Origin of the sequence: Rahnella sp. PD4 (assembly GCF_049199325.1) — a bacterium.
Classification (GTDB): domain Bacteria; phylum Pseudomonadota; class Gammaproteobacteria; order Enterobacterales; family Enterobacteriaceae; genus Rahnella; species Rahnella perminowiae.
In genome coordinates, this window is the sequence record NZ_JBLZQF010000002.1 from 430,071 (window position 1) to 454,669 (window position 24,599).

Sequence of the window (24,599 nt, forward strand, 5' to 3'; positions counted from 1 at the left end):
GAGTTTTTGGGGAGCTGAGACAAACCTAAACGCAGGATTTATAGAGTAATAAGGGCTGTTTTTTAACTCCTCCCCTTCGCAGGGGAGGGAGCGGATCGAGTTCGCCAGAACGTAATCAGAAAATCTGATCCACAATCATTTTCGCTTCGGCCATATCGGCACAAACGCCGGTCGCCACCAGGCAGCACATCAGTTGAGTCAGAATTGCCTGCGGGATAGCGCGCTCGCCATTCAGACACTGAGTGATGTACGCGACGGTGGTCTCCACGTCTTTGGTTGCCGGTACGTCCGCGCTGAAAATCTCTTCCTTTTCTGCCAGTACACGCTGTTCACCACCGGCGATAAAGTGTGTCTGCGGGAAGCGTGAAGGGTTAGCATAGACTTCACCTTCGGTGCCCTGTGTCAGAAGTGCACGGCCATCAATCTGGCGGAAGAACGACGAAACACGCTGCACATATTCAGGGTGCGAAACGCTTGATAAACGCAGGGAGTCCTGGCCGGTAAAGGGTGTGATAAGTTTCGCCAGTGTATGGCTGCTGTTTCGCACCCCCAACTGCCAGCGCAACGCGAGTTGTTGACTGACCGGCGGGCAAAGTACGGAAACCGGCACAAATACCGGCGCGTTAGCGGCATCTGTCAGTTGTTGCGCGTCCTGCTGGCTTTGCGCTGCGCGGATACCCAGCGCGCGGAAAATCTCAGCGCTGGTGATGCGGGTCGGATCTTCATCCACGCCATGCACCAGCACCGGCAAACCAAGACGGCTGAGCAGGATCGCCAGCAGCGGCGTCAGATTTGCCTGTTTGCGGGCACCGTTATAGGAGGGGATCACCACCGGCAGCGGGCGCTCAGCAGGTGCCTGAAGGCGCATTACGCGCTCCTCCATCGCCTGATAAAAACCGAGCATTTCCTCTTCCGCTTCGCCTTTAATACGTAACGCAATCAGCAGCGCACCGAGTTGCAGATCCGCCACCTTGCCCGCCAGCATGTCGCGATATAACGCATACGACTGCTCACGATCCAAATCGCGGGCGTGATTTTTACCCCGTCCTACTTCTTTGATGAGTCTGGTGTAATCCATCGTAGCCTTACCTTAATCTGTGCAAGCATATAGGGGTGCAAAGACGCTACCGTCTGCGCGTGCGGCGGCGAACCGGGTCTTTCTTCGCAGCCTTGAGAATATCCGGGCGCTTCACTGAACCGGGCGCGGGCATTTCACGGTGTTCAATCGGGAATACCGGCAAAGCAGCCAGCAGGCGTGCACCATAATTTTTGGTCAGCAGGCGCTTATCGTAAATCACGATTTCGCCCGTACATTCATGGCTGCGGATCAGTCGCCCGACCTGCTGAATCAGATTGAATGATGCGCTGGGTAAACTCTGCACTTCAAACGGATAACGTTTCAGCGTTTTCAGCCACTCGCCTTCCGTCAGAATAACCGGACTGTCGACAGGGGGGAAAGCGATCTTATGGATGTGCACCTGCGTCAGCAGTTCCCCTTTGAGATCTAAGCCTTCCGCGAACGATTGCAGGCCGACCAACACGCTGGTGGTGCCGGCCGCAACCCGTTTACGGTGTTCCTCAACCAGCCGGTAACGCGGCTGATCGCCCTGAACCAGTAACATCAGACGTAAGTCCGGTAACAGGGCTACAAATTGTTGTAACGCACGGTTGCTGGCAAATAACACCAGCTGGCCGGTATGCAACCCTTTCGCCAGTTCAGCGCGGAAAAAATCCGCCATTTCCCCGATGTGCGCGGCTTCATTCGCCATCACCGGCTCCAGCGTCATTTGCGGAATGACCAGCTTGCCCTGCGTAACATGGCTGAACGGCGAATCCAGACTGACAAAGCGGTCACCGGCCTTTTCCGTCAGTCCGCTCATTTCCTGAAGCCGGGAAAAACTGTTCAGTGAGCGCAGTGTCGCGGAAGTGATGACGACATGCGGCACCTTTCGCCACAGCATTTTTTCCAGTTGTTCACTGACACGGATCCCCGCGCAATGAAATACCAGATGTGTCTGGTTATCGAAATAGGAACGCGTTACCCATTTACCAATCGGTGCATTCGAGGCTTTATCCAGCGCCGCCAGTCGCCACAGTTTACTCATGGTTTCGAGATAACCCTGCATGCGGCTCATATGTAAAATCGCGCGGTGTAAACGCAAAATATCGTGCTTGCCGGTTTTCTCGCTCAGATCGTTGACCATGTATTCTGCCAGGCTGCGCAAACCATCGGTGAGTTTAAACAGGCGGCTGCATTGTTCAGTCAGTTCCGGCGGCAAAATGCCCAGTTCAAAGCGGTACTCCGCTTCCGGTTCAGCAGGCGGCAGAGACTGGCTGACCGATTGCTCGACCAGCACCAACAGTTCGCGCATTTCAGCACAGTGATTATGCAGGCGTTCCGCATTGGTCAGCGGTGGCGGATTTTTCGGGGTGAACAGCGCCAGACATTGCTCAATCTGGCGCACAAAGTTATCCAGTTGCAGGTTATTCCACACCGCCGTAATTTCGGCATCGACTTCCAGTGCATCCCGCGCCACGTCCGGTAAATGGTGGCCTTCATCCAGCACCAGCAGCAAATCTTTCGCTGGCGGCAATACCGATTCAGATTCCAGCGCGGCCATCACCAGTGCATGGTTGGTCACTACTACATCGGCGCTTTCAATTTCTTTACGCGCCACAAAGTACGGACATTCGCGGAAATAATGACAGTTACGGCTGAGGCAGTTGGCTTTGTCCGTGCTGATTTTTATCCACAGCGGATCGTCAATCGTTTTCTGGTAATGATCGCGCAATCCGTCCCACTCGTACCGGGAGAGTGCGGTTTCCAGCGTTTTACAGAATTTCTGCTCCTCTCCGCTGGAAGGCGCCAGCTCATCGCCGAGGAATAACCCGAGATCGCCCTGCGCATTCTCATTACTCATTGCCGCCAGGTTGCGCGGACAGACATAACGACCACGCCCGAACGCGCCCGTGAATTTCAGGTCAGGGATGATTTTTTTCAGCAGGGGTAAATCCTTACTGAAAATCTGATCCTGCAACGCCACATTCGCGGTGCTGACGATCAGCGGTTTTTCTTCCTCACGGCTGACGGCAATGCCGGGGATCAGGTAGGACAGCGTTTTCCCGACGCCGGTTGGCGCTTCGATGGCCAGATGCCGTGCCGAGTCACCCGAGAACGCTTTAGCCACCTCTGCAATCATCTGACGTTGCGGAGCGCGGGAAATAAAGTCCGGGATTTGCTGTTGCAGGGCTTTGTACCACTGGCTTATCTGATTTTTTACTGCGGGGGAAAGCGCCATGCATCTCTTTTTAGTTGAAAGTAAGACCGGAGTGTCAGCGGCTATTGTCACACAGACCGGCGGCTGGCGCAGCCCGAAATCGCGGATCCGGGCATTTGACGTGGTCGAATTTTATGGAGAAAAAAGGGAGGACGTGTAAAAAAAGAAAAAGTTCATTTCTGACTGTCATAAATTGATCACAAATATACGGTAAAAAACTCTCGCTGAGAAAAATCCGAGCCCACACGGAATGCACAGCAAAAAATGATGATTAACGTCTTTCCATAAGACTTCATATAAAGCTTTCCCGAAAAGCTTTTAATAGAAAATGCAGGGTAAAAATTCATGAAACGTAATATTCTGGCACTTTTAATTCCTGGTTTACTGATTGCATCAGGAGCTCACGCAGCGGAAGTTTATAATAAAGACGGTAATAAACTGGATCTGTACGGTAAAGTAAAAGGTCTGCATTACTTCTCTGACTCGGCCAGCAATGACGGTGACCAGAGTTATATTCGTTTCGGTTTTAAAGGCCAGACACAAATTAATGACCTGATCACCGGCTACGGCCAGTGGGAATACAACGTCATGGCTAACCATGCTGAATCTGACAGCAAAACGCCAAGCACCACCGGCACGAAAACCCGTTTGGCCTTTGCAGGTCTGAAATTCGGTCAGTACGGTTCCGTCGATTATGGCCGTAACTACGGCGCACTGTACGACGTTGAAGCCTGGACCGATATGTTCCCTGAGTTCGGCGGCGACGGTTATACCAAAGCTGACCGCTTCATGACCGGCCGTACCAACGGCGTAGCCACTTACCGTAACCGTGGCTTCTTCGGCCTGGTTGACGGTCTGAACGTTGCCGTTCAGTACCAGGGCAAAAATGAAAACGACGGTCGCGGCAGCAGCACAGCGAACGGCGACGGTTATGCACTTTCTACCACGTACGCACTGGGTGACACCGGCGTGAGCTTCGGCGGCGCGTATGCGTCTTCAGACCGCACCACGGCTCAGAGTAATTCCACTTACGGCAAAGGTGATAAAGCGGACGCATGGACAGGCGGCATGAAATATGACGCTAATGGCGTTTATTTAGCCGCCATGTATGCTGAAACCCGTAATATGCTGGCTATTACTGTGCCTGGCGGAATCGCTGGCGCACCGGCTGGCAGCGGTTTTGCGAATAAAACACAAACCTTCGAAGCTGTTGCACAGTATCAGTTTGAAAATGGCCTGCGCCCTTCACTGGGTTATGTCCAGACTAAAGCGAAAGATATTGAAAACATCGGTGATGCCGACCTGGTTAAATACGTTGACGTCGCAGCGACCTATTATTTCAACAAAAATATGTCCGCTTATGTTGATTATAAAATCAACCAGCTGTCTGACGACAATAAACTGGCTCTGAACAACGACGATGTCACTGCCGTTGGCCTGGTTTATCAGTTCTAAATTTAAGCGTTAACCCCCTCATTGTTATTTCTCTGTCTTTGATTTTTTTGGCCGGACTCACCCTCCGGCCCTTTTCATTTCTGCCATTTTCCCGCTATATCTCGCGTAACGCGTCATTTATTCTTCCACACCCCGCTGAATCTGCTACAGTTTTAACGATTTTCATGAATGCGAATCTTTCTTAACAAGCATAGGGACAACCAATGAATAAAATTTCGCTTTGCACCACCAGTGCTTTAATCATGCTGGCCCTCAGCGGCTGTGCGCAGCAAAAACCAGATGCCCAACAGAAGCTGAACGATCAGTCCGTCATGGCGCTGAACTGGTTCCAGCAATCTGGTGAATATCAGGCACTGGCTTATCAGGCATTTAATACGGCAAAAATGGCCTATGACCAGGCGCAGCCTCTGGCCGGTCAGAAGAAAGCGGTTGTCGTTGACCTCGATGAAACTATGCTCGATAACAGCGCATACAGTGCGTGGCAGGTCAAAGCGAACAAGCCATTCGACAGCAAAACCTGGGCTCAGTGGACCGCAGCCCGCCAGGCAATGGCCGTTCCGGGCGCTGTTGAATTCGCCAATTACGTCAACACCCACGGTGGCACGATGTTCTATGTGTCTAACCGCAAAACCAGCGAATACGCCGCAACACTGGATAACATGAACCGTCTGGGCTTTACCGGCGCCAACGAAAAAACCTTGTTGCTGAGTTCTGATACCTCCAACAAACAGCCACGTTTTGATTCCATCAAGGCTGCGGGCTATCACGTGGTGATTTACATCGGCGACAACCTGAATGATTTTGGTTCTGCAACCTACCATCAGGGTAACGAGCAGCGCCGCGCGTTTGTGAATCAGAACCATCAGCACTTCGGCACACAATATATCGTGCTACCGAACCCGCTGTACGGCGACTGGGAAAGCGGTCTGGCGAAGGATTACAACAAGTTAACGCCTGAGCAGAAATTGTCAGCACGCGAGCAGAATCTGAAAGCGTGGAACGGGAAATAAGCCCGTTGCGGTTTGCTCCTCCCCTTCGCAGGGGAGGAAGCGGATCGGTGAACGCCTGAGTAATGTCTGCCTTTTGTCAGGACATAACGTTAAATCTCCGGATCCCCCACTAACCCGTCAATCAGTATCTGCGGAGTCCCTTGCGAGCAGCGCTCAATTCTGCCGCGCACCCCGTAGACCCGCGCCAGACTGTCGGCGGTGATCACCTCTTCCGGTTCGCCATCGGCAATCAGATTGCCATCTTTAAGCATCAGTATACGGTCGCCGTGACGCAGGGCGATATTGATGTCATGCACGACAACCACCGTCACGATATTGCGTTTCCGGGTTTCCTTACGCACCAGATCCATGACATGGAACTGGTAGTTGAGATCCAGTGCGCTGAGCGGTTCGTCGAGCAAAAGTAACGAAGGCTGACGGATCAGGGATTGTGCCAGGCCGACCAGTTGCTTCTGGCCACCGGAAAGCTGATCAAGATAACTCAGCGCCAGATGCTCGATACCCAGCTGGCGCAAAAGCGCCATCACTTTCTCCGTGCCTTGCGCATTCCTGCCTTTCCCACCGGAGGCGCGCTGTGCCACGATGATCGACTCCAGCACATGCAGATGCACACCCGCAGGCAGAGTTTGCGGCAGATAAACTACCTGCTCTGCACGTCGCGCAAACGGCATCGGCATTAAATCATGTCCGTCAAGCATCAGCTGCCCTTCTGCCCGGTTAAGCCCGGCGAGGGCGCGCAGCAACGTCGATTTACCGCTACCGTTTGGCCCGAGCAGTACCGTAATTTTCCCTCGGGGTAACATTGGCACATTCAGATGGCGGATCACGTGGCGCTTCGGGTATCCCGCGTTAAAATCGCGGATTTGCAACCCCTGCGTAGCGACATTCAGTAAATTTTCAGGACGCATTTCTAACATCTCAGACATCAGACATTCCCCCGGTGACGAAGAATAATACTCAGGAAGAACGGCACGCCAACCAGAGACGTTACGATGCCGACAGGAATAATGACGCCCGGCACCAGATTTTTAGAGGCCACCGAAGCCATCGATAACACCAGTGCGCCAATCAGTGCACTGGCGGGCAGGTAGAAACGGTGATCTTCGCCAAACATCAGGCGGGCGATATGCGGTGCCACCAGCCCGATGAAACCGATCGGCCCGACGAATGCCACCGCCAGCGCGGAAAGAATACTGATGCGCAGCAGCGTCCCCAGACGCAGACGGCGTACATCAATACCAAAGCTGACAGCGCGATCTTCACCCAGCCGCAGCGCCGTGAGTTTCCACGCGCTCATCATCGACCACGGCAGCAGGATCAGGAAAGCCAGAACCATCACACCGAGTTTGACCCAGGACGCCCTCGCCAGGCTGCCCATCGTCCAGAAAACCAGCCCCTGTAAGGTATCTTCGGTGGCGATAAATTGCATCAGCGAAACCAATGCGTTGAAAGTAAAGACCAGCGCAATACCAAACAGCACGACGCCGGAGCTGGCAACGCGCGTCCAGCGGGTGATGCCGTCGAGCATCAGTGCGGCAAATAAGGCAAAAATGAAGGCGTTGGCGGAGATAAACCATTGATCCGGTACCCCCGGAATACCGATGCCAAGCACAATCGCCAGCGCGGCACCGAATGCCGCAGCAGAAGACACGCCCAGCGTAAACGGACTGGCCAGCGGATTATTGAGGATGGTCTGCATTTCAGCACCGGCCAGGCCCAGTGACATCCCGACCGCCACCGCCATCAGCGCGTAAGGCAGACGAATGTCCCAGACAATGACCCGCGTACCCGGATCCGCCGCCGCAGCATCAAACAGCGTTTTCCACAGCGTGCCAAGTGATAACCCCGAAGGCCCCATAATGAAATCAATCACCAGTGAGACGACAATCGCCAGTACCAGGATCAGCATAATAAACAAACGGCGACGTACGATATTCTGGTATCGCCCCATAACGCTGTCTTCTGCGTTGCCTTTCACCGCCAGGGCGGGTTCGGTAGTTGCACTCATTTTCGCTACAATCTCATTAAGTTAAAAACTTACGGCGGAAGAACCTGTTCTGCGGTTCCCGTAGGAAGGCAATAAATGATAATAATTATCAATGTGTTTTGCAAAACCTATCAGGCATGCAGATTAAACAAGGGGTAACAAAGCATGACGTTATAAGTCTCCCGGCATGGATCGCAGGCAAAAAAAAGCGGAGCCTGAGCTCCGCGTTTCCAGAATATGAAAATCCGGGTCTGTTACTTATCGACGTGATCCGGGAATTCCATGTCGCTGTATTTCACCACTTTGGTGCCTTTGCTCAACTTGTAGCCGAACCAGATGATCAGGAACAGCGGCAGGCCGATGTAAGTTGCCGCAACACCGCCCCAGTCAATGGTGTCCTTGAGGAACGCCTGATAGTTCTGGCCCAACGTAATGATCAGACAGAGTACAAAGGCAAAAACCGGACCGAACGGGAAGAAACCTGACAGATAAGGCAATTTCTTCAGGTCACGTCCCTGCAGGACATAACCACGACGGAAGCGGTAATGGCTGACTGCAATCCCCAGCCAGGCGATGAACCCCGTCATGCCCGAGGTGTTAAGCAGCCACAGATAAACCGTCTGATTACCAAACATTGAACTCAGGAAGCACAGCGCAGCCACGATGGTGGTGGCATACAGCGCGTTACGCGGCACACCGCCTTTTGACAATTTGGCGAAAATGCGTGGCGCTTTACCTTCACTTGCCAGTGTAAACAGCATACGGGTTGAGGCGTACATACCAGAGTTACCGGCAGACAGTACCGCGGTCAGGATCACGGCATTCATCACTGCCGCTGCTGACAACAGACCGGCATTACGGAACACCAGTGTGAACGGGCTGACGGAGATATCGCCAACTTCGTTACGCAGCAGGCTTGGATCGGTATAAGGAATGATCAGGCTGATGACCAGAATCGCCAGAATATAGAACAGCAGGATACGCCAGAAAACCTGACGCACGGCACGCGGAATATTCTTGCCCGGGTTCTCCGATTCACCCGCTGCCACACCGATCAGTTCTGTACCCTGGAAGGAGAAGCCGACAATCATTGCCACACCTATCATCGAGGCAAAACCGCCCGCAAATGGCGCATCACCGATGGCCCAGTTATGCCAGCCCGCTGTTTCAGCACCACGCATGATACCGGTGATCATCAGTACGCCGACGGCAATAAAGATGATGACAGTGACCACTTTGATCAGCGAGAACCAGTATTCCGCCTCGCCAAAACCACGCACGGAAATGTAGTTGAGCAGGAAGATCAGACCGAGGAACAAAGCGCTCCAGATCCAGCCAGGCGTGTCCGGGAACCAGTAATTCATCACCAGTTGTGAGGCCACCAGGTCAACCGCGATGGTGACAGCCCAGTTGTACCAGTAGTTCCAGCCCAGGGCGAAACCGAAGCCTTCTTCAACATAGCGGGAGCCGTAGGTAGAGAACGAACCTGAAACCGGCATGAACGCCGCCAGTTCACCCAGACTGGTCATCAGGAAGTAAACCATGATGCCGATTAATGCGTAGGAAAGCAGTGCCCCACCCGGGCCCGCCTGGGAAACTGTCGCACCTGAAGCAACAAATAATCCCGTACCAATTGAACCGCCGATGGCGATCATCGTTAGGTGACGTGCCTTAAGCTCGCGACGCAGTGTGGGAGCCACCTGCGTATTTTTTGTAGGTTGTTGAGCCATTTTTTCCCTATATCCGCTCGTCATGTGGAAATTTAAGCGCGGATTGTAGCAAAACCTGCCGCTCTGAATAGCAGGAACGACCTGTTATAAGACACCTTCATAACTGGCTGCAGATCATTAGTGAAAGACCGTTATTGGGCTTCGCGACAATAGGTCAGAAACCGTGATAATGCGCCGGAGATATGTTTTTGCCGATGATGGATCAGGTAAAGTTTGCGCACCATCGGCGCGACCGGCAACCGGATCTCTACCAGAGAACCACTGCTTAGCTGCTCAGAAATCACCCGACGTGAAAGGCAACTGATCCCGATGCCATGCCTGACAGCATGCTTAATTGCCTCGGAATTCCCCAGCTCCATGACCAGATTAAAATCCGGTAGCTGCGGCAACAGCAGGTGATCTAACACTTCACGGGTACCGGAACCGCGCTCGCGCAGGATCCAGGGTTCACGCGCCAGCGACTCCAGCGAAACCACCCGCCCCGCCAGCGGGTTTTCCGGTGCGACAAACACCACCAGTTCGTCATCCAGCCAGGGCTGTGTGATCAGTTCAGGCAACTGACACGGGCCTTCAATCAAACCGAGATCGACACGAAAGTCCGACACTGCATTAATGACATCGTTGGTGTTACCCACGTTCAGTTCCAGCGGTGTGTGGGGGAAATCCAGACGATAATCCGCAATCATCGCCGGCAGCATATAGTTGCCAATAGTGCTGCTCGCGCCGATGCGCAGCGAACCGTTGTCGTGATTAAACAGATGCTCGATTTCGCCAGCCTGTTCGAGCAATGCCAGCGCTTTCGGATACAACAAACGCCCATGCTCATTAATGACCAGCCGCTTACCGACACGGTCAAATAACTGCACGCCCAGTTGCCCTTCAATATCGGCCAGCGCCGCACTGACCGCAGATTGTGATAATGAAAGCACAACTGACGCCTGCGTGGTCGAACCGCTTTTCAGCACCTCGGCGAAAACCTCAAGTTGTCGCAATGTTATGTGCATAAATGTCCCGCTATTCTCATGCGCCCTATAGCACGCTGTGCTTTTAGTATAGACCCTTGCCTTGCAGGCCTCTTTTGAATGGATACTCTATACCACTTTTATAGATAGGTTATAAAGTAATAATCTATTTCATTTTTATATAAGCGCGGCGTAGCCTTATCTCATCACTCCTGAATGAGGAACGGACAATGAATACACTTGCGCTTAAAAACGAAAATAAAAAAGCGGCGGATAACCCGCATCTCCCTCATTTTTCGGGCTTTCGCCGCGTGTTACCCGGCCTGGCGCTGACGGGTATGATCACTGCACTGGCGATCTGGCTAAGTGATATTCCTGCGCTAAATCATCTCGGCCTGAGCGCACTGACGCTGGCGATTGTCATCGGCATGGTAATCGGTAACACGGTGTATCCGGCGGCAAAACCCTGGTGTGAGGAAGGTGTGACGCTGGCGAAGCAACGTCTTCTGCGTCTGGGCATTATCCTTTACGGTTTACGACTCACGTTTGCGCAAATTGCGGATGTCGGCGCGACCGGTATTCTGACTGACGCGCTGATGCTGTGTTCCACTTTCGCCCTCGCCTGCTGGCTTGGACAGCGGGTCTTTAAACTGGACCGCGATACCTCGATGCTGATTGGCGCGGGTAGCAGCATCTGTGGCGCAGCGGCGGTGATGGCGACGGAACCGGTGCTTAATGCCAAAGCCGAGAAAGTGACGGTTGCGGTGGCAACTGTCGTGATCTTCGGAACAGCAGCCATCTTTTTGTATCCGTGGTTATGGCATCTGAATGCTCAGTATCACTGGCTGAGCTTTACCGCTGCCCAGTTCGGCATCTATACCGGTTCGACGGTGCATGAAGTTGCGCAGGTCGTGGCAGCCGGTCAGGGTATCAGCCCGGATGCGGAAAACGCGGCAGTGATCGCCAAGATGATCCGCGTCATGATGCTGGCGCCGTTCCTGTTGCTGCTCTCTGGCTGGACGTCACGGAAAGCCGGGCAACAAGGCGGTCAGATGACGGGCATGCGTAACATTACTATCCCGTGGTTTGCCCTGCTGTTTATTCTGGTAGCGGCAGTTAATTCACTCAATATTCTGCCCCACAGCTGGATCCCGATGCTGATTACGTTCGATACCGTGCTGCTGGCGATGGCGATGGCAGCGCTCGGGCTGACCACCCACATCAGCGCATTACGTCAGGCGGGCCTTAAACCGATGCTGCTGGCGGCGGTATTGTTCATCTGGCTGATTGTCGGCGGTGCCGGTATCAACCAGCTGGTTCAGCAGCTTTTGGGCTGATGTTGCTGCTTTTAACACTTCAGTGCTGCGCCTCCTGCCAGGAGGCGCTATCATTTGCCCATAAACGCGATGAATAACTGAGGAGCAAAAATGAAGTTTGTGGGAGCACACGTGAGTGCAGCCGGGGGGGTCGATCAGGCGGTTCTGAGGGCACACGAGCTGGAAGCCACGGCTTTTGCGCTTTTCACCAAGAATCAGCGTCAGTGGAAAGCCGCACCGTTGCCGGAAGACGTCATCGGAAAATTCAAAGTGGCTTGTGAAACATACGGCTACCAAAGCAGTCAGATTTTGCCGCACGACAGCTACCTGATTAACCTCGGTCATCCGGTCGCCGAAGCGCTGGAGAAATCACGCGAGGCGTTTCTTGATGAGTTGCAACGCTGCGAACAACTGGGCCTTTCACTGCTAAATTTCCATCCGGGCAGCCACCTGATGCAAATCGCAGAAGATAAATGCCTGGCGCTGATTTCTGAATCTCTGAACATTGCGTTGGATAAAACCAAAGGCGTGACAGCGGTTATCGAAAACACCGCCGGTCAGGGCAGTAATCTCGGCTTCCGTTTCGAGCATCTGGCCAAAATTATTGAAGGTGTGGAAGATAAAAGCCGCGTGGGTGTCTGCATCGATACCTGTCACGCCTTTGCGGCGGGTTACGATCTGCGTACGGTGGAAGAATGCGAGAAAACCTTTAAGCACTTTGACGATGTGGTAGGTTTTCAATACCTGCGTGGTATGCATCTCAATGATGCGAAAAGCGCATTCAACAGCCGCGTTGACCGCCACCATAGCCTCGGCGAAGGTAATATCGGCAATACCGCCTTTAGCTGGATCATGAAAGATGCACGTTTCGACGGTATCCCGATGATCCTCGAAACAGTCAATCCGGACATCTGGAAAGATGAAATCGCCTGGCTGAAAGCACAGCAAACGTCTGAAAGTGGCGAAGCGGCAGCTTAGTTTTTACAGTAAATTCCGGTCGGCTCCCTCCCCCTGCGAAGGAGATGAGTAAAAAAGAGAATGACTCAGCTCCATACTCTCTTTTCTTTCGCAGAGAAGGCGCAATAAAAAAGGCGCGACATTCACATGTCGCGCCTTTTGGCTTTTAACAATTTACCGTTATGCAGCAGCTTTCGCGGCTACCGCAGCATCTGAACGTTTCAGAATCGCGTATGCACCACCCGCCAGAACCGTACCGGCGATAATCGCCACCAGATAACCGAGTACCGGTGTGATTGCGCCAGGGATCAGCAGCACGAACAGACCACCGTGTGGTGCCATCAGTTGCGCATGGAATGCCATCGATAAAGCACCGGTCAGTGCACCACCTGCGATACAGCATGGCAGAACACGCATCGGGTCACGGGCTGCGAACGGAATCGCACCTTCAGAGATAAAGCACAGACCTAATACCAGCGCCGCTTTACCCCCTTCACGTTCGCTTTGCTCAAACTTATGACGCGCCAGCAATGTTGCCAGTCCCATCGCCAGAGGAGGTACCATACCGGCAGCCATGATGGCGGCCATAGGGGCGTAGACGGAAGAACTCAGCAATGCCACGCCGAACGCGTAAGCGGCTTTGTTCACCGGGCCACCCATATCGGTACACATCATCGCACCGAGAATTGCTCCAAGCAGTACCGCATTGGCTGTACCCAAAGATTGCAGCCATGCAGTCAGACCCGCCATGATTTTGGCAACCGGCGTACCGACCACGTAAATCATTACCAGACCGGTAATCAGACTCGCCACCAGCGGAATAATCAGGATAGGTTTCAGCGCTTCCATACTTTGCGGTAATTTCAGCTTGCCGCTGATGGCTTTCGCCACATAACCCGCCAGGAAACCTGCAATGATACCGCCGAGGAAACCAGCACCGGTGCTGACAGCCAGCATGCCGCCGATAAGACCCGGCGTCAGACCCGGACGGTCAGCAATAGAGAAGGCAATGAAACCGGCCAGAACCGGCACCATCAGCGCGAAGGCTGAAGCCCCCCCGATTTGCATCAGCGCAGCAGCCAACGTGCCTTTCACTTCAAAGGCTTTGATACCGAAGACAAATGACAGCGCGATACACAAACCACCCGCTACCACCATTGGCAGCATGTAAGACACCCCGGTCAGCAGATGGCGGTACGGGCCTGCGCCACCCGCTTCTTTTTTCCCTGTGCCCGTTGCTTTGCCCTGAGATTTCGGCTCAAACACATCAGCTTCAACCAGCGCTTTGTCCAGTTCCTGTTTGGTCTTTTTCAGGGCCAGACCGGTAGATGTACGATACATCGGCTTACCGGCAAACTTCGCCAGATCCACCTCTATATCAGCCGCGACGATCACCAGATCAGCCGCTGCAACTTCTTCCGGCGTAATAGCATTACCGGCACCGACAGAACCGCGGGTTTCGACTTTTACCCACCAGCCGCGTTTTTTTGCTTCGGTTTCAATGGCTTCAGCCGCCATAAAGGTGTGTGCAACACCCGTCGGGCAGGCTGTGATAGCAACGATACGTTTCGGGCCGCTGGCGGCCGGAGCCGGCACAGCTGCCGCAACCGGGGCGACATACGGTTTCGCTTCAGCCAGCGCGCGTTGCAGGAAAGTCTCCGGATCACGGACTGCGTCAGACACGTCACCGGTATAAATATTTTTGCCAGCCAGGGCGGGCTCATTAGGTACGTTTTCACCGGCCACAACCACCACATCAGCCTCAGCGGCCTGTTCAGTCAGCTGGTGGCCTGCTTTCGCCGCAGCAGCAGCGAGCAAATTTTTCGCCAGTTGGCTGCGAGCCTGTCCCAGCGAACTGTCTATCATCAGCAGCATTTTCATTCTGCCTCCTGCGGGTTAAAAGGGTTTCAGATCAACACGGGCCATCATCGCCGCAAGTTGCGGACGATCGGTGACACCAACATTACTCTGGCTGACAGCCAGGGCAGCAACTGCGGTTGCCAGCCGTAACGTATGTTCACTGGATTCACGCATCAGCAAACCGTAGATCAGGCCACCGACCATGGAATCGCCGGCACCTACGGTGCTGACAACTTCACAGGCTGGTGGTTTGGCGATCCAGGCACCGGATGCGTTAACCCACAATGCACCTTCAGCCCCCAGAGAAATCACCACATGGGCGATCCCCTGATCACGCAAGGCGTGTGCGGCTTCTACTACGTCACTCAGTTCCGGTAATTTACGGCCAGCCCAGATTTCCAGCTCACGACGGTTAGGTTTAACCAGCCACGGAGCAGCTTTCAGACCGGCAACCAGCGCTTCACGACTGCTGTCGAAGATGATGCACGGGCACTGTGCGCGCAAACGTTTCATCCAGTCGGTGAAGGCATCAGGATCAACACCCGCTGGCAGACTGCCACTGACAGCCACCATGTCGAACTGACCCAGCCATGACAGCGAATCCGTCACGAAACGTTCCCAGTCTGCAGGCGTGACATTGAAGCCTGAGAAGTTGAAGTCGCTGACTTCGCCGTCTTTTTCAGTCAGTTTTACATTGATGCGGGTACGGCCGTTGACGACCTGGAAGCGGTTCGCGATGCCCAGATCGCTGAATAACAGCTGGAAGCCATCCTGGTTTTCTTTTCCCAGGAAACCGCCAACGGTGACGTCAATGCCGAGATCTTTCAGCACTTTGGCAACATTAATCCCTTTACCCGCCGCGTGCAGGCCGGTGGTTTGTACCAGATTGACTTCACCCCGTTCGATTTCAGGGCAGTAACCGACCAGATCGTAGGCCGGATTTAAAGTAATTGTGGCGACCCGACGGCTCATGCGCCCTCCCCAAGACCTTCAGCAATCGCTTCACCGATGGTTTTTAATGCCAGTTCTGCATCTTCACCGCTGGCGGTAAAGCGCAGGTGGTGACCTTTTTTAACACCCAGCGCCACGACTTTCATCAGGCTGCGACCGTTGGCAGGTTTACCGCTGCCATCAAGATTCGTTACCGTGATTTCACTGCTGAACTGTTTGATTACGTTCACCAGTGCGGTACCCGGACGTGCATGCAAGCCGTGTTCGTTACGGATAACGTATTCAGCGGTCAGCACATTGGCTTGTTCTTCGACTTCGCTGGTCAGCAAGGCCAGCACACCGACGGAATCTGCCGTCAGCAAGCGTTCAGCTTTGTTGGCAATCAGCAAATCGCTGAGGTAGTTCAGCACATCGAGCGGCTGATCGTCGGCAACGGAAATCGTCAGCAGCATGGAGACTTTTTCGCCATCCAGATCAAACGCCTGCTGCGCACGGCTTACTGTTGCCGCACTTTTCAGGTTGCCTTCGGTGCTGTCGCTCAGCCAGATGCCCTGCCCGAGGTTCAGCGGTTTTCGGCTGATGACATCGCTGACAAAAGCGTTATCGACCGCACCAATCTCTTTCAGGCGGCCTGCGTTCAGCGCCTGTAATGTGATCAGGTTTTCAGCGGCCACATCGACCGCGATAAGCTGGGTATCAAACAGAAATTCAGCCGCATTTTTTTCGCCCATCAGCAGGCTGCGTAATTCTTCAGCAGAATCTGTTTTTGCCAGGCGATCGGCCACACTGTCATCACTTAATACGTGCGTCAGCTGGCGAAGCAAACCGAGGTGTTCATCAGAACGGGCTGCGATGCCGATCACGACATATGCCGTCTGACCTTCACCCCAGGTAATCCCCTGCGGGAACTGGAAAACCTGCACGCCGGTATCAAGTACCAGGTCACGGGTATCCGTGGTGCCGTGCGGGATTGCGATGCCGTTGCCAAGGTAAGTCGAGGTTTGCAACTCACGCGCCAGCATGCCGTCAACATAACCTTCGCTGACGCGACCGGCCTGAGTCAGTGCTGCTGCAACCTGGCGAATAGCGTCCTGCTTATCGCTGGCAGCCGCACCGAGATGAATATCTTGCTGTGACAGTTGGAACATAATTCTCCTCTCCTGCTGAAATTGAATCGTTTCAGCTTTACTGAGAAAAAAGGAGCGCCATCAGATCTCAGGAGAAAAATGACAACGCTGAAACGTTTCAAGGAGTCTCAATCCGGCCTGTTTTTAAATCAAGCTTTCCCTGATTTTGCATAACAATTTTTTGATGTTACGCACAGTTTCCTTTCTGAGAGCTTTCCGAAACAGATTACTTAACGCAAATGCTGAAGCAGGCTGACGTAAAATGCTGACACAAGCTGACCGGTGGTGGTCAGGCATGATGCCGTAAAAAAAGCCCCCCTGATCTGGCGGTTTTTGACACAAAGTGCGGTTTTATTCTTCAGTATGGCAAATTCACGCCGGTTTACATTTTTGATGATCAAAACCTGTTTTTGTTTTTTTTAAACTGACGTAACATTCGCGCAAATTTTGTCCCCTCCCCTACATCCGGTTCATTTACCTAATGCGAATTTCTACAACGTCAGCCCGCCGTTTACCCGACATGACGTCGACTGCTTTTCTGATCATCGCCTTTCTCACGGGCATTGCGGGCGCATTACAGACGCCAACCCTCAGCCTGTTCCTGACGTCTCAGGTGCACGTCAGCCCGTTTATGGTCGGTATCTTCTTTACCGGCAGCGCCGTGATCGGTATTTTCGTCAGCCAGTTGCTGGCGACGTGGTCTGATAAACGCGGTGACCGCAAAACGCTGATTTTGTATTGCTGCATACTGGGTGCGCTGGCTTGTGTGCTTTTCGCCTTCAACCGTAATTACTTTATTCTGCTGTTCATCGGCGTTTTGCTGTCGAGTTTCGGTTCTACGGCAAACCCGCAGATGTTCGCGTTAGCCCGGGAGCATTCCGAAAAAACCGGCCGTGAAGCCGTGATGTTCAGCTCAATTTTGCGCGCACAGGTTTCGCTGGCATGGGTGGTCGGCCCGCCGCTGGCCTTCGCCCTGTCGATGGGATTTGGTTTTACCTTTATGTACTGCGCTGCCGCGCTGGCCTTCTTATTGTGCGGTGTAATGGTGTGGATGTTCCTGCCTTCAATGCCTAAAGCGCACATCAAAACCACCGCCACGCTGGAAGCACCCCGCCGTAACCGCCGCGATACACTGATGCTGTTCATTGCCTGTTCGCTGATGTGGGCAGCAAATAGCATTTATCTGATTAATATGCCGCTGTATGTGGTGCGTGAACTGGGACTGCCGGAAAAACTGGCGGGCGTGCTGATGGGCAGTGCCGCCTGTCTGGAAATTCCGACCATGCTGATTGCCGGGTATCTGGCTAAGCAGTTAGGGAAACGCTTCCTGATGCGTTTTGCCGTGCTGGCGGGGGTGATTTTCTACGGCTGCCTTCTGTTTACAACCGGTGCAGCCATGCTGATTGCTTTACAGTTGCTGAACGCGATTTTCATCGGCATTCTGGCCGGGATCGGCATGCTGTATTTTCAGGATCTGATGCCGGGTCAGGCAGGGGCCGCCACCACGCTTTTCACCAACTCAACACGGGCGGGCTGGATCCTCGCCGGTTCGCTGGCCGGAGTGATCGCGCAGTTCTGGACATACCATGCGGTATTTTACGCCGCACTGGTGATGGTGATCGGTTCAGTGTTGTGTATCTGGAAAGTGAAAAACGTCGATAAGCCGGCTGAAAGTATGCCAGCGGCGGCGGTTTAAGGCGCCGTATCCGCTTCCAGCTTAATCAGATAAGTCAGTGCCTGGTCGCGATGTGTAAAACACATTTCGCGGCTGGCCTGCAGACTTGCGCACACTTTCGGGCGCAGCGGTGAGGCGAAAATTTTACACAGGAAATTATCGGCCAGCTGAACACAGCGTGTATTCGCCGGCTTGCCGTCTGGCATCCCCGGGATCGGGCTTGAAATTGAGGGCGCTATGCAACAGGCTCCGCAATCAGTACGACAGTCCATCAACAGCCTCCTCAGGCCTCATTTTGAGCCGCGACAATAGCAGGCGAGGTAATGCGCCACCAGCGAAATATTGACGACTTTTTAACATCATTACCCGAACATTTTTCATACCGGCAGGCGGAGCGCAAAAAATGCGCCGTAACGCGGAGTTTCGCGACTCTTTTTACGCTATCTGCTTGCCTGAAATCAGCGGCGCGAGTAACGTGTCGCAAATTATTTATCTCTCTGCTGACAGGTTATTTATATGGCACGTGCTAACGAAATTAAACGCGGCTTCGTTGTGAACTACGACGGCAAATTGCTGCTGGTAAAAGATATTGATGTTCAGAGCCCGAGCGCCCGTGGTGCCAGCACCTTGTATAAAATGCGTTTCGCTGACGTCCGTACGGGTGGCAAAGTGGAAGAGCGCTTTAAAGGCGACGATATCCTGGATACCGTTACCCTGACCCGTCGTAAAGTTAACTTCTCTTACGTGGATGGTGACGAATATATCTTTATGGATGACGAAGACTTCACGCCCTACACCTTTAATAAGGCACAGATCGAAGATGAACTGCTGTTCATCCCTGAAGAAGGCTTGCAGGGCATGCAGGTTCTGACGCTGGACAGCCAGCTGCTGGCGCTCGAAATGCCACAGACTGTGGATCTGGAAATCGTGGAAACAGCTCCGGGCATCAAAGGCGCATCCGCCAGTTCCCGCACCAAACCTGCGGTAATGAGCACCGGACTGAACATTCAGGTTCCTGAGTACCTGAGTTCTGGCGACAAAATCCGTATTCATATTGCAGAACGCCGTTATATGGGCCGCGCGGATTAATCAGCGCCCTGCCCTTCGGTAAAAGGAACGCTCCGGCGTTCCTTTTTTATTGTCTGCATTTTGCAATTCATCTCTCAGACAATGGATCTGTATCACAAAATGAGTGGCTGTCTGGACTTACCAATTCCCCTTTCTATCATATGACTTTACACTCTACACCCTGATTTCGGCTTAAATCGTCGCTTTATCCAGCATAAAATTGAACTGACGGGTAAACAGCCCCAATTTGGCCTGACCAATTATTTATTTCTGACTTGTCTGGAGTATTGCATGAAAACTATTGCCACAGCGTCCCTGCCTGCAGCAGTGTCATTGCCTGCTTATGATCGCGATGCGTTAAAAAGCCGTATTGTTCATCTCGGATTTGGCGCCTTCCATCGCGCTCACCAGGCACTGCTGACCAACCGCGTACTGAACCTTCAGGGGGGCGACTGGGGCATTTGCGAAATCAGCCTGTTTGGCAATGAAACCCTGATCAAAAGCTTACGTCAGCAAAATCATCTGTTTACCGTGCTGGAAAAAGGCGCGGACGGCAACCAGGCGATTATCATCGGCTCCGCGCATGAATCAGTGCATGGCGGGATTGACGGGCTGACAGCGGTACTTGAAAAACTCACCGAACCTCAGATAGCGATTGTTTCCCTGACCATTACCGAAAAAGGCTATTGCATTGAGCCAGGCACTGGCGAACTGGATCTGCAAAATCCAAAAATTCAGCAGGATCTGGCCGGTGATCAGGCACCCAGTACTGCGCCAGGTGTACTCGTTGAAGCGCTGCGCCTGCGTCATGAACGCGGCCTGCCGGGCTTCACCGTTTTATGCTGCGATAACATTCCTGAAAACGGTCTGGTCGTAAAAAAAGCCGTCCTGGGCATGGCGAAAGCCCGTTCCCCGGCGCTGGCGAAATGGATCACTGAAAACGTCTCTTTCCCAAGCACTATGGTTGACCGCATCGTTCCTGCGGCAACAGAGAACACGCTGGAAGAAATCACCGAAGCACTCGGTGGCGTGACCGATCCTTGTGGTATCGCCTGCGAACCGTTCATTCAGTGGGTGGTGGAAGACCATTTCGTGGCAGGCCGCCCTGACTGGGAGAAAGCCGGTGCGCAGATGGTTGACGACGTTCTGCCTTTTGAACAAATGAAGTTGCGCATGCTGAACGGCAGCCATTCTTTCCTCGCATACCTTGGCTATCTGGCCGGCTATCAGCACATCAATGATTGCATGGAAGACGCCAACTACAAAGCCGCTGCCCATCATCTGATGCTGCATGAACAGGCCCCGACACTCAGCGTCGGGGGGGTTGATCTTAACGCCTATGCTGACAGCCTGATTGCGCGTTACAGCAATCCGGCGCTGAAACACCGGACCTGGCAAATCGCGATGGATGGTACACAGAAGCTGCCACAGCGTATGCTCGACTCAATCCGCTGGCATGTTAAAAATGGCGGTTCCTATGAATTGCTGGCGCTGGGCGTAGCAGGCTGGATGCGTTATGTGGGCGGGACTGATGATGCCGGACAACCGATCGAGATTAAAGATCCGATGGCTGAAACAGTCGCTGAAATTGTGGCGTCAACTGAAGATGGCGAACCGCGTGTGAAAGCCCTGCTGACCTTGACAGGTGTATTCGGTGAACAGTTGCCTCATGAAGAGAAAGTCGTAAACGCCATCCTGAGCGCATATGCCGATCTCCAAAGAATCGGCGCGAAGAAGACTGTCGCAAAATACATGCGTTAAGCCCGACACTGACACAGAAAACGGCTGCTGCGGCAGCCGTTTTTATTTGTTTTGCGCGATTAATCGTTCAGCCCGGAGGGGACCGAAGAGAACAGGAATCCGTCAAAAGACGGATCATCAGCATCCGAAACCTGTAACAGCATATCTTTTACATTTTCCAGATGCTGCCACATCGCCTGTTTGGCGGCTTTCGGATCCCTGCGCAGTACCGCCTGCAAAATTCTCTGATGGTCCTGCAACCAAATCTGGCCGTAATTTTTATTGCCGACATGCTGATGGATCCCCTGCCACATTGGGCTGCGCTGGCGGATCAGCCACAAATCATCCACCAGTTTAACCAGCACGCTGTTCTGGGAAGCCTGCGCCAGCAAGGCATGAAACCGTTGATCTTCAGCATCATCGGATACGCCACGGGCAATGCATTCACGTTGTGCATCAATGGCATCGCGCATTTGCAGAATATCCGTCTTAGTGGCCTGCATCGCCGCAAAAGCCGCGACTTCACTTTCCAGCAATTGCCGCGCCTGTAATAGCTCAAACGGGCCATATCCGCTGTCAGCATCTTCCGGCTGGCCGTCTTGCGGCTGATGCAACACATAGACGCCGGAACCTTTACGCACTTCTACCACTTTTTCGAGTTCCAGCATGATCAGCGCTTCACGCACCACACTCCGGCTGACGGAATAAGATTCAGCAATGTCACGCTCCGGAGGAAGGCGATCACCAGGGGCATACTTCCCGGCATGGATATCGCGGCGCAGATGACCGCCTATCTCCTGATAAAGTCGCATGTTTTGCCTCTTTTCTCTGCCACAGTCTTAATTGGTCTGACATCTGATAAATCGTTCTGATGCCTGAAATAAGAGGGAAAATTATAACATGTCGGCAAAAAGGGAAAGGACAGGAATGGAAAACTGACGGTCCGATCAAAACCGGGCCAGCCACTTTACAAAGTTGTCCGGCCAAACTCGGTGGTATCATACTGACGCGCTCAATGACCGGGTTACAAATCATTAGCTGTGTTAATTCATTTCCGGCATTTAATTATAATTCACCGTCATTACAGCAAGACGAGGATCATTATTAATATGCTGCGTTGTGACCTTTCCGAGAGACAAAGGTAGTGCGAAAGAGGATGGAGTATGGACATTTACCGTATGAACCTGTCTTATCTGCCGGCCGTCACGCTCACAATGACTGATCACCCGGTTCTGTTCAGCGTTAAACTGGCATCCTCCGTCAACAATCGCGCCCGTAAAGTGAATGATTCCGCCTGATGCAGCGGCAGTGGCAAACTGAGTCGTCCCTGAGGCCATGACTCCCAAAAACAGTACACAGGTCATTCTGTTCATGGTGACACCTCATCATAATTATAAATTTTAAAGTTCCCATAACTGCAATTTAACATTAATACATCTCATTGAATTCACACGCCTGAATACAAAATAAACCGTGCCCGCCTGCCGCTAAAAATAAGCAATCCATGTCTTACATCGGCACAACGCTGGATTTTCTTAAGAAGTCGCTGCACATTGACGGGAAATTTTTCAAAAAGGATGTGCAACCATGACCAAAACCAACCTGATCACCGGTTTTCTGGGAAGCGGCAAAACCACCACGCTGCGCCATCTGCTGGCTCAGAAGCCTGAAGGTGAGAAGTGGGCCGTGCTGGTAAATGAATTCGGCGAAGTCGGCATTGATGGTGCGTTACTGGCTGACAGTGGTGCGGTCCTGAAGGAAATTCCCGGTGGTTGCATGTGCTGCGTGAACGGTTTGCCCATGCAGGTGGGCCTGAATATGTTATTGCAGCAGGCAAAACCTGACCGCTTGCTGATCGAACCCACCGGGCTGGGGCATCCGAAGCAGATCCTCTCTTTACTGACGTCCGCCGTTTACAGCAACTGGCTGACACTCAATGCCACGCTTTGTCTGTTGGATCCACGTCAGTTAAGCGATCAGCGCGTCATTGAGAATGAAAACTTTCGCGATCAGCTGGCCTCGGCAGACATCATTGTGGCGAATAAGTCTGATGTGACGCAGGCACAGGACAAACAGAAGCTGGACGAATGGTATCAACACAGTGGCCGCCAGCGCCTTCTGATCACCGCTTCGCAAGGTAAGATAGACCCGGCTTTACTGGATTTACCGCGCCAGAATCGGGCTGAGTTACCGCAAGCTAAACATCATCATGCTCATGCCGAAAAATCTGGGCTGGCCGCGCTGAGCCTGCCGGCGAAACAACGCTGGCGTCGCGCACTGAATCAGGCAGACGGTTATACCAGTTGCGGATGGATATTTGATGGCGAAACACAGTTTGAGGCGGCGGACATTCTCGACTGGGCGCGTGCAGTACCGGTTGAACGTGTCAAAGGGATTATGCGCATTAAAGAAGGCACCTTAATGATTAACCGGCAGGGCAATGACTTACATATCGAAACCAGACCGGCGCTGCCTTCAGACAGCAGAATTGAGCTTATTACGCAAAACGAAGTGCAATGGAATACATTACAATCATCTTTGTTGAAGATTCGTTTAAGTTGATCGGATTAAGTTAACGCTTACTACGTTATTCCTTACCCTGCTAAGAATAGGTTTTCCTTTATGTGGCGCCGCAATATCCCGGCAATCCTGATACTCAATGTATTAGGCGTTGCCTTATTTTTATCTTTCTATCTGCCAGCAAACCATGGTTTCTGGTTCCCGATTGATAAATCGATTTTCTTCTTTTTTAACCAACATCTGGCAACCGATGCGTGGTTCCTGCACCTGGTCGCCGTGACCAATAACCGTGCCTTTGATGTTATTTCACTCCTGGCGATGGGAATATTGTATCTGAGCTACTTCCTCAAGCAGGATGGCAACGGGCGTCGGCGTTACATCATTATTGGTATTGTGATGCTGCTGACCGCGGTGGTGCTCAACCAGATAGGGCATTTATTGCCTGTCAGCCACAAGAGTCCGTCGCTCAGCTTCCCGGGTGTAAACCGGGTGAGCGAGCTGACTGGCATTCCTACCAAAGATGCTTCCGGAGACAGTTTCCCGGGCGATCATGGCATGATGCTGATTATTTTCTCATGCTTCATGCTGCGCTACCTGGGCAGGTCAGCATTCGCTATCGCTTTGATCATCACCTTCATCTTCTCCCTGCCCCGGGTGATGATTGGTGCACACTGGTTTACGGATATCGCGGTCGGCTCAATGTCCGTCGTGCTGGTCGGTGCCAGCTGGTGGCTAATGACGCCTGCGAGCGATATGCTGATTAACTGGCTTGAGAAAAAGTTACCCGGTAAAAAAAATCCTAAGTCACAGGCATAATTTCAAATTACATACATAATAATTATGGCCCGACAGATGTTTATGATCTGCCGGGCCTTTTTATAAGAAACTTTTCAGCACTTCTCTCTCGTATTATGTGCCAGGAACGCACTAATGATGCGGCTTTAACCCAAATTTGTATAAATA

The 24,599-nt window shown here is 52.8% G+C and carries 22 protein-coding genes; 11 read left to right on the forward strand and 11 right to left on the reverse strand.

Features of this window, described 5'->3' with window-relative positions:
* Positions 1-115 precede the first annotated feature (115 nt).
* Positions 116-1,078, reverse strand: a complete 963-nt coding sequence (ybiB, locus tag ACOZIO_RS06660; protein ID WP_129991254.1) for a DNA-binding protein YbiB — start codon at positions 1,076-1,078, stop codon at positions 116-118.
* Positions 1,079-1,124: 46 nt separating this feature from the next.
* On the reverse strand, positions 1,125-3,299 hold the full coding sequence (gene dinG, locus ACOZIO_RS06665) for an ATP-dependent DNA helicase DinG (RefSeq protein WP_217139054.1): 2,175 nt from the start codon (positions 3,297-3,299) through the stop codon (positions 1,125-1,127).
* Between dinG and ACOZIO_RS06670 the strand changes: the two genes are divergently transcribed.
* The 3 genes from ACOZIO_RS06670 (at position 3,298) to ACOZIO_RS06680 (ending at position 5,743) form a co-directional block, all read left to right on the forward strand.
* Positions 3,298-3,438, forward strand: a complete 141-nt coding sequence (locus ACOZIO_RS06670) for a hypothetical protein (protein ID WP_165383710.1) — start codon at positions 3,298-3,300, stop codon at positions 3,436-3,438. The two genes, dinG and ACOZIO_RS06670, sit on opposite strands and share 2 nt — an antisense overlap.
* A gap of 185 nt (positions 3,439-3,623) precedes the next feature.
* Entirely contained in the window at positions 3,624-4,733 is a 1,110-nt protein-coding gene (gene ompC / locus ACOZIO_RS06675) for a porin OmpC (protein ID WP_047608711.1), read from the forward strand.
* 203 nt (positions 4,734-4,936) lie between these two features.
* Positions 4,937-5,743, forward strand: coding sequence for a 5'-nucleotidase, lipoprotein e(P4) family (locus ACOZIO_RS06680; RefSeq protein WP_129952401.1), 807 nt, complete (start codon positions 4,937-4,939; stop codon positions 5,741-5,743).
* Between the two features lie 89 nt (positions 5,744-5,832).
* Here ACOZIO_RS06680 and ACOZIO_RS06685 read toward each other — a convergent pair whose 3' ends face one another.
* The 4 genes from ACOZIO_RS06685 to yieE all read right to left on the reverse strand — a co-directional run bounded on the left by ACOZIO_RS06685 (position 5,833) and on the right by yieE (position 10,464).
* Positions 5,833-6,669, reverse strand: a complete 837-nt coding sequence (locus tag ACOZIO_RS06685) for an ABC transporter ATP-binding protein (protein WP_421595119.1) — start codon at positions 6,667-6,669, stop codon at positions 5,833-5,835.
* Positions 6,669-7,751 carry a FecCD family ABC transporter permease gene (locus tag ACOZIO_RS06690; protein ID WP_129952399.1) on the reverse strand — a complete coding sequence of 361 codons (1,083 nt, stop codon included), beginning with the start codon at positions 7,749-7,751 and terminating at the stop codon, positions 6,669-6,671. Before ACOZIO_RS06690 ends, ACOZIO_RS06685 begins: the two co-directional genes overlap by 1 nt.
* Before the next feature lie 233 nt (positions 7,752-7,984).
* Positions 7,985-9,460 (reverse strand): amino acid permease, encoded by a 1,476-nt coding sequence (locus tag ACOZIO_RS06695; RefSeq protein ID WP_217139052.1) that lies wholly within the window; start codon positions 9,458-9,460, stop codon positions 7,985-7,987.
* A 131-nt stretch (positions 9,461-9,591) separates the two neighbouring features.
* Positions 9,592-10,464, reverse strand: a complete 873-nt coding sequence (gene yieE, locus ACOZIO_RS06700) for a DNA-binding transcriptional regulator YeiE (protein WP_129952397.1) — start codon at positions 10,462-10,464, stop codon at positions 9,592-9,594.
* Positions 10,465-10,652: 188 nt separating this feature from the next.
* On the opposite strand from yieE, the gene ACOZIO_RS06705 reads away from it, so the two are divergent.
* Together ACOZIO_RS06705 and nfo are read left to right on the forward strand one after the other, a co-directional pair.
* Positions 10,653-11,759, forward strand: a complete 1,107-nt coding sequence (locus ACOZIO_RS06705) for a YeiH family protein (RefSeq protein ID WP_129991256.1) — start codon at positions 10,653-10,655, stop codon at positions 11,757-11,759.
* A 90-nt stretch (positions 11,760-11,849) separates the two neighbouring features.
* Positions 11,850-12,716, forward strand: a complete 867-nt coding sequence (gene nfo / locus ACOZIO_RS06710) for a deoxyribonuclease IV (RefSeq protein ID WP_129991257.1) — start codon at positions 11,850-11,852, stop codon at positions 12,714-12,716.
* A gap of 159 nt (positions 12,717-12,875) precedes the next feature.
* Here the strand turns inward: nfo and fruA are convergent, their stop codons facing one another.
* Genes fruA through fruB form a run of 3 tightly spaced genes read right to left on the reverse strand, consistent with a single transcriptional unit; the run spans position 12,876 to position 16,654 of the window.
* Positions 12,876-14,576, reverse strand: coding sequence for a PTS fructose transporter subunit IIBC (fruA, locus tag ACOZIO_RS06715; RefSeq protein WP_129991258.1), 1,701 nt, complete (start codon positions 14,574-14,576; stop codon positions 12,876-12,878).
* A 15-nt stretch (positions 14,577-14,591) separates the two neighbouring features.
* Positions 14,592-15,527, reverse strand: a complete 936-nt coding sequence (gene fruK / locus ACOZIO_RS06720) for a 1-phosphofructokinase (RefSeq protein WP_013574663.1) — start codon at positions 15,525-15,527, stop codon at positions 14,592-14,594.
* Positions 15,524-16,654, reverse strand: coding sequence for a fused PTS fructose transporter subunit IIA/HPr protein (gene fruB, locus ACOZIO_RS06725; RefSeq protein ID WP_129991259.1), 1,131 nt, complete (start codon positions 16,652-16,654; stop codon positions 15,524-15,526). The genes fruK and fruB overlap by 4 nt, the downstream gene beginning before the upstream one ends.
* Before the next feature lie 460 nt (positions 16,655-17,114).
* Here fruB and ACOZIO_RS06730 point away from each other — a divergent pair, with 460 nt between their 5' ends.
* Positions 17,115-18,329, forward strand: a complete 1,215-nt coding sequence (locus ACOZIO_RS06730; RefSeq protein WP_129952392.1) for a sugar efflux transporter — start codon at positions 17,115-17,117, stop codon at positions 18,327-18,329.
* On the opposite strand, the gene ACOZIO_RS06735 is transcribed toward ACOZIO_RS06730, so the two are convergent.
* Complete coding sequence (locus tag ACOZIO_RS06735; protein WP_129952391.1) at positions 18,326-18,580, reverse strand: YkgJ family cysteine cluster protein; 255 nt, start codon at positions 18,578-18,580, stop codon at positions 18,326-18,328. The genes ACOZIO_RS06730 and ACOZIO_RS06735 overlap by 4 nt on opposite strands.
* 244 nt (positions 18,581-18,824) lie before the next feature.
* Between ACOZIO_RS06735 and yeiP the strand changes: the two genes are divergently transcribed.
* Both yeiP and ACOZIO_RS06745 read left to right on the forward strand, forming a co-directional pair.
* Positions 18,825-19,397, forward strand: coding sequence for an elongation factor P-like protein YeiP (yeiP, locus tag ACOZIO_RS06740; RefSeq protein WP_015696520.1), 573 nt, complete (start codon positions 18,825-18,827; stop codon positions 19,395-19,397).
* Between the two features lie 270 nt (positions 19,398-19,667).
* Entirely contained in the window at positions 19,668-21,137 is a 1,470-nt protein-coding gene (locus tag ACOZIO_RS06745) for a mannitol dehydrogenase family protein (protein ID WP_129991260.1), read from the forward strand.
* A 59-nt stretch (positions 21,138-21,196) separates the two neighbouring features.
* Here the strand turns inward: ACOZIO_RS06745 and ACOZIO_RS06750 are convergent, their stop codons facing one another.
* Positions 21,197-21,928: an FCD domain-containing protein gene (locus tag ACOZIO_RS06750; protein ID WP_129952389.1), complete on the reverse strand. Its 732-nt coding sequence runs from the start codon at positions 21,926-21,928 to the stop codon at positions 21,197-21,199.
* 351 nt (positions 21,929-22,279) lie between these two features.
* On the opposite strand from ACOZIO_RS06750, the gene ACOZIO_RS06755 reads away from it, so the two are divergent.
* The 3 genes from ACOZIO_RS06755 to ACOZIO_RS06765 all read left to right on the forward strand — a co-directional run bounded on the left by ACOZIO_RS06755 (position 22,280) and on the right by ACOZIO_RS06765 (position 24,452).
* The gene (locus tag ACOZIO_RS06755) at positions 22,280-22,414 is read left to right on the forward strand and encodes a hypothetical protein (protein ID WP_255466707.1); all 135 of its coding nucleotides are present in this window, start codon (positions 22,280-22,282) and stop codon (positions 22,412-22,414) included.
* Positions 22,415-22,703: 289 nt separating this feature from the next.
* Positions 22,704-23,678 (forward strand): CobW family GTP-binding protein, encoded by a 975-nt coding sequence (locus ACOZIO_RS06760; RefSeq protein ID WP_421595120.1) that lies wholly within the window; start codon positions 22,704-22,706, stop codon positions 23,676-23,678.
* Between the two features lie 60 nt (positions 23,679-23,738).
* Positions 23,739-24,452 (forward strand): phosphatase PAP2 family protein, encoded by a 714-nt coding sequence (locus tag ACOZIO_RS06765; protein ID WP_217139046.1) that lies wholly within the window; start codon positions 23,739-23,741, stop codon positions 24,450-24,452.
* The last annotated feature ends 147 nt before the right edge of the window (positions 24,453-24,599 follow it).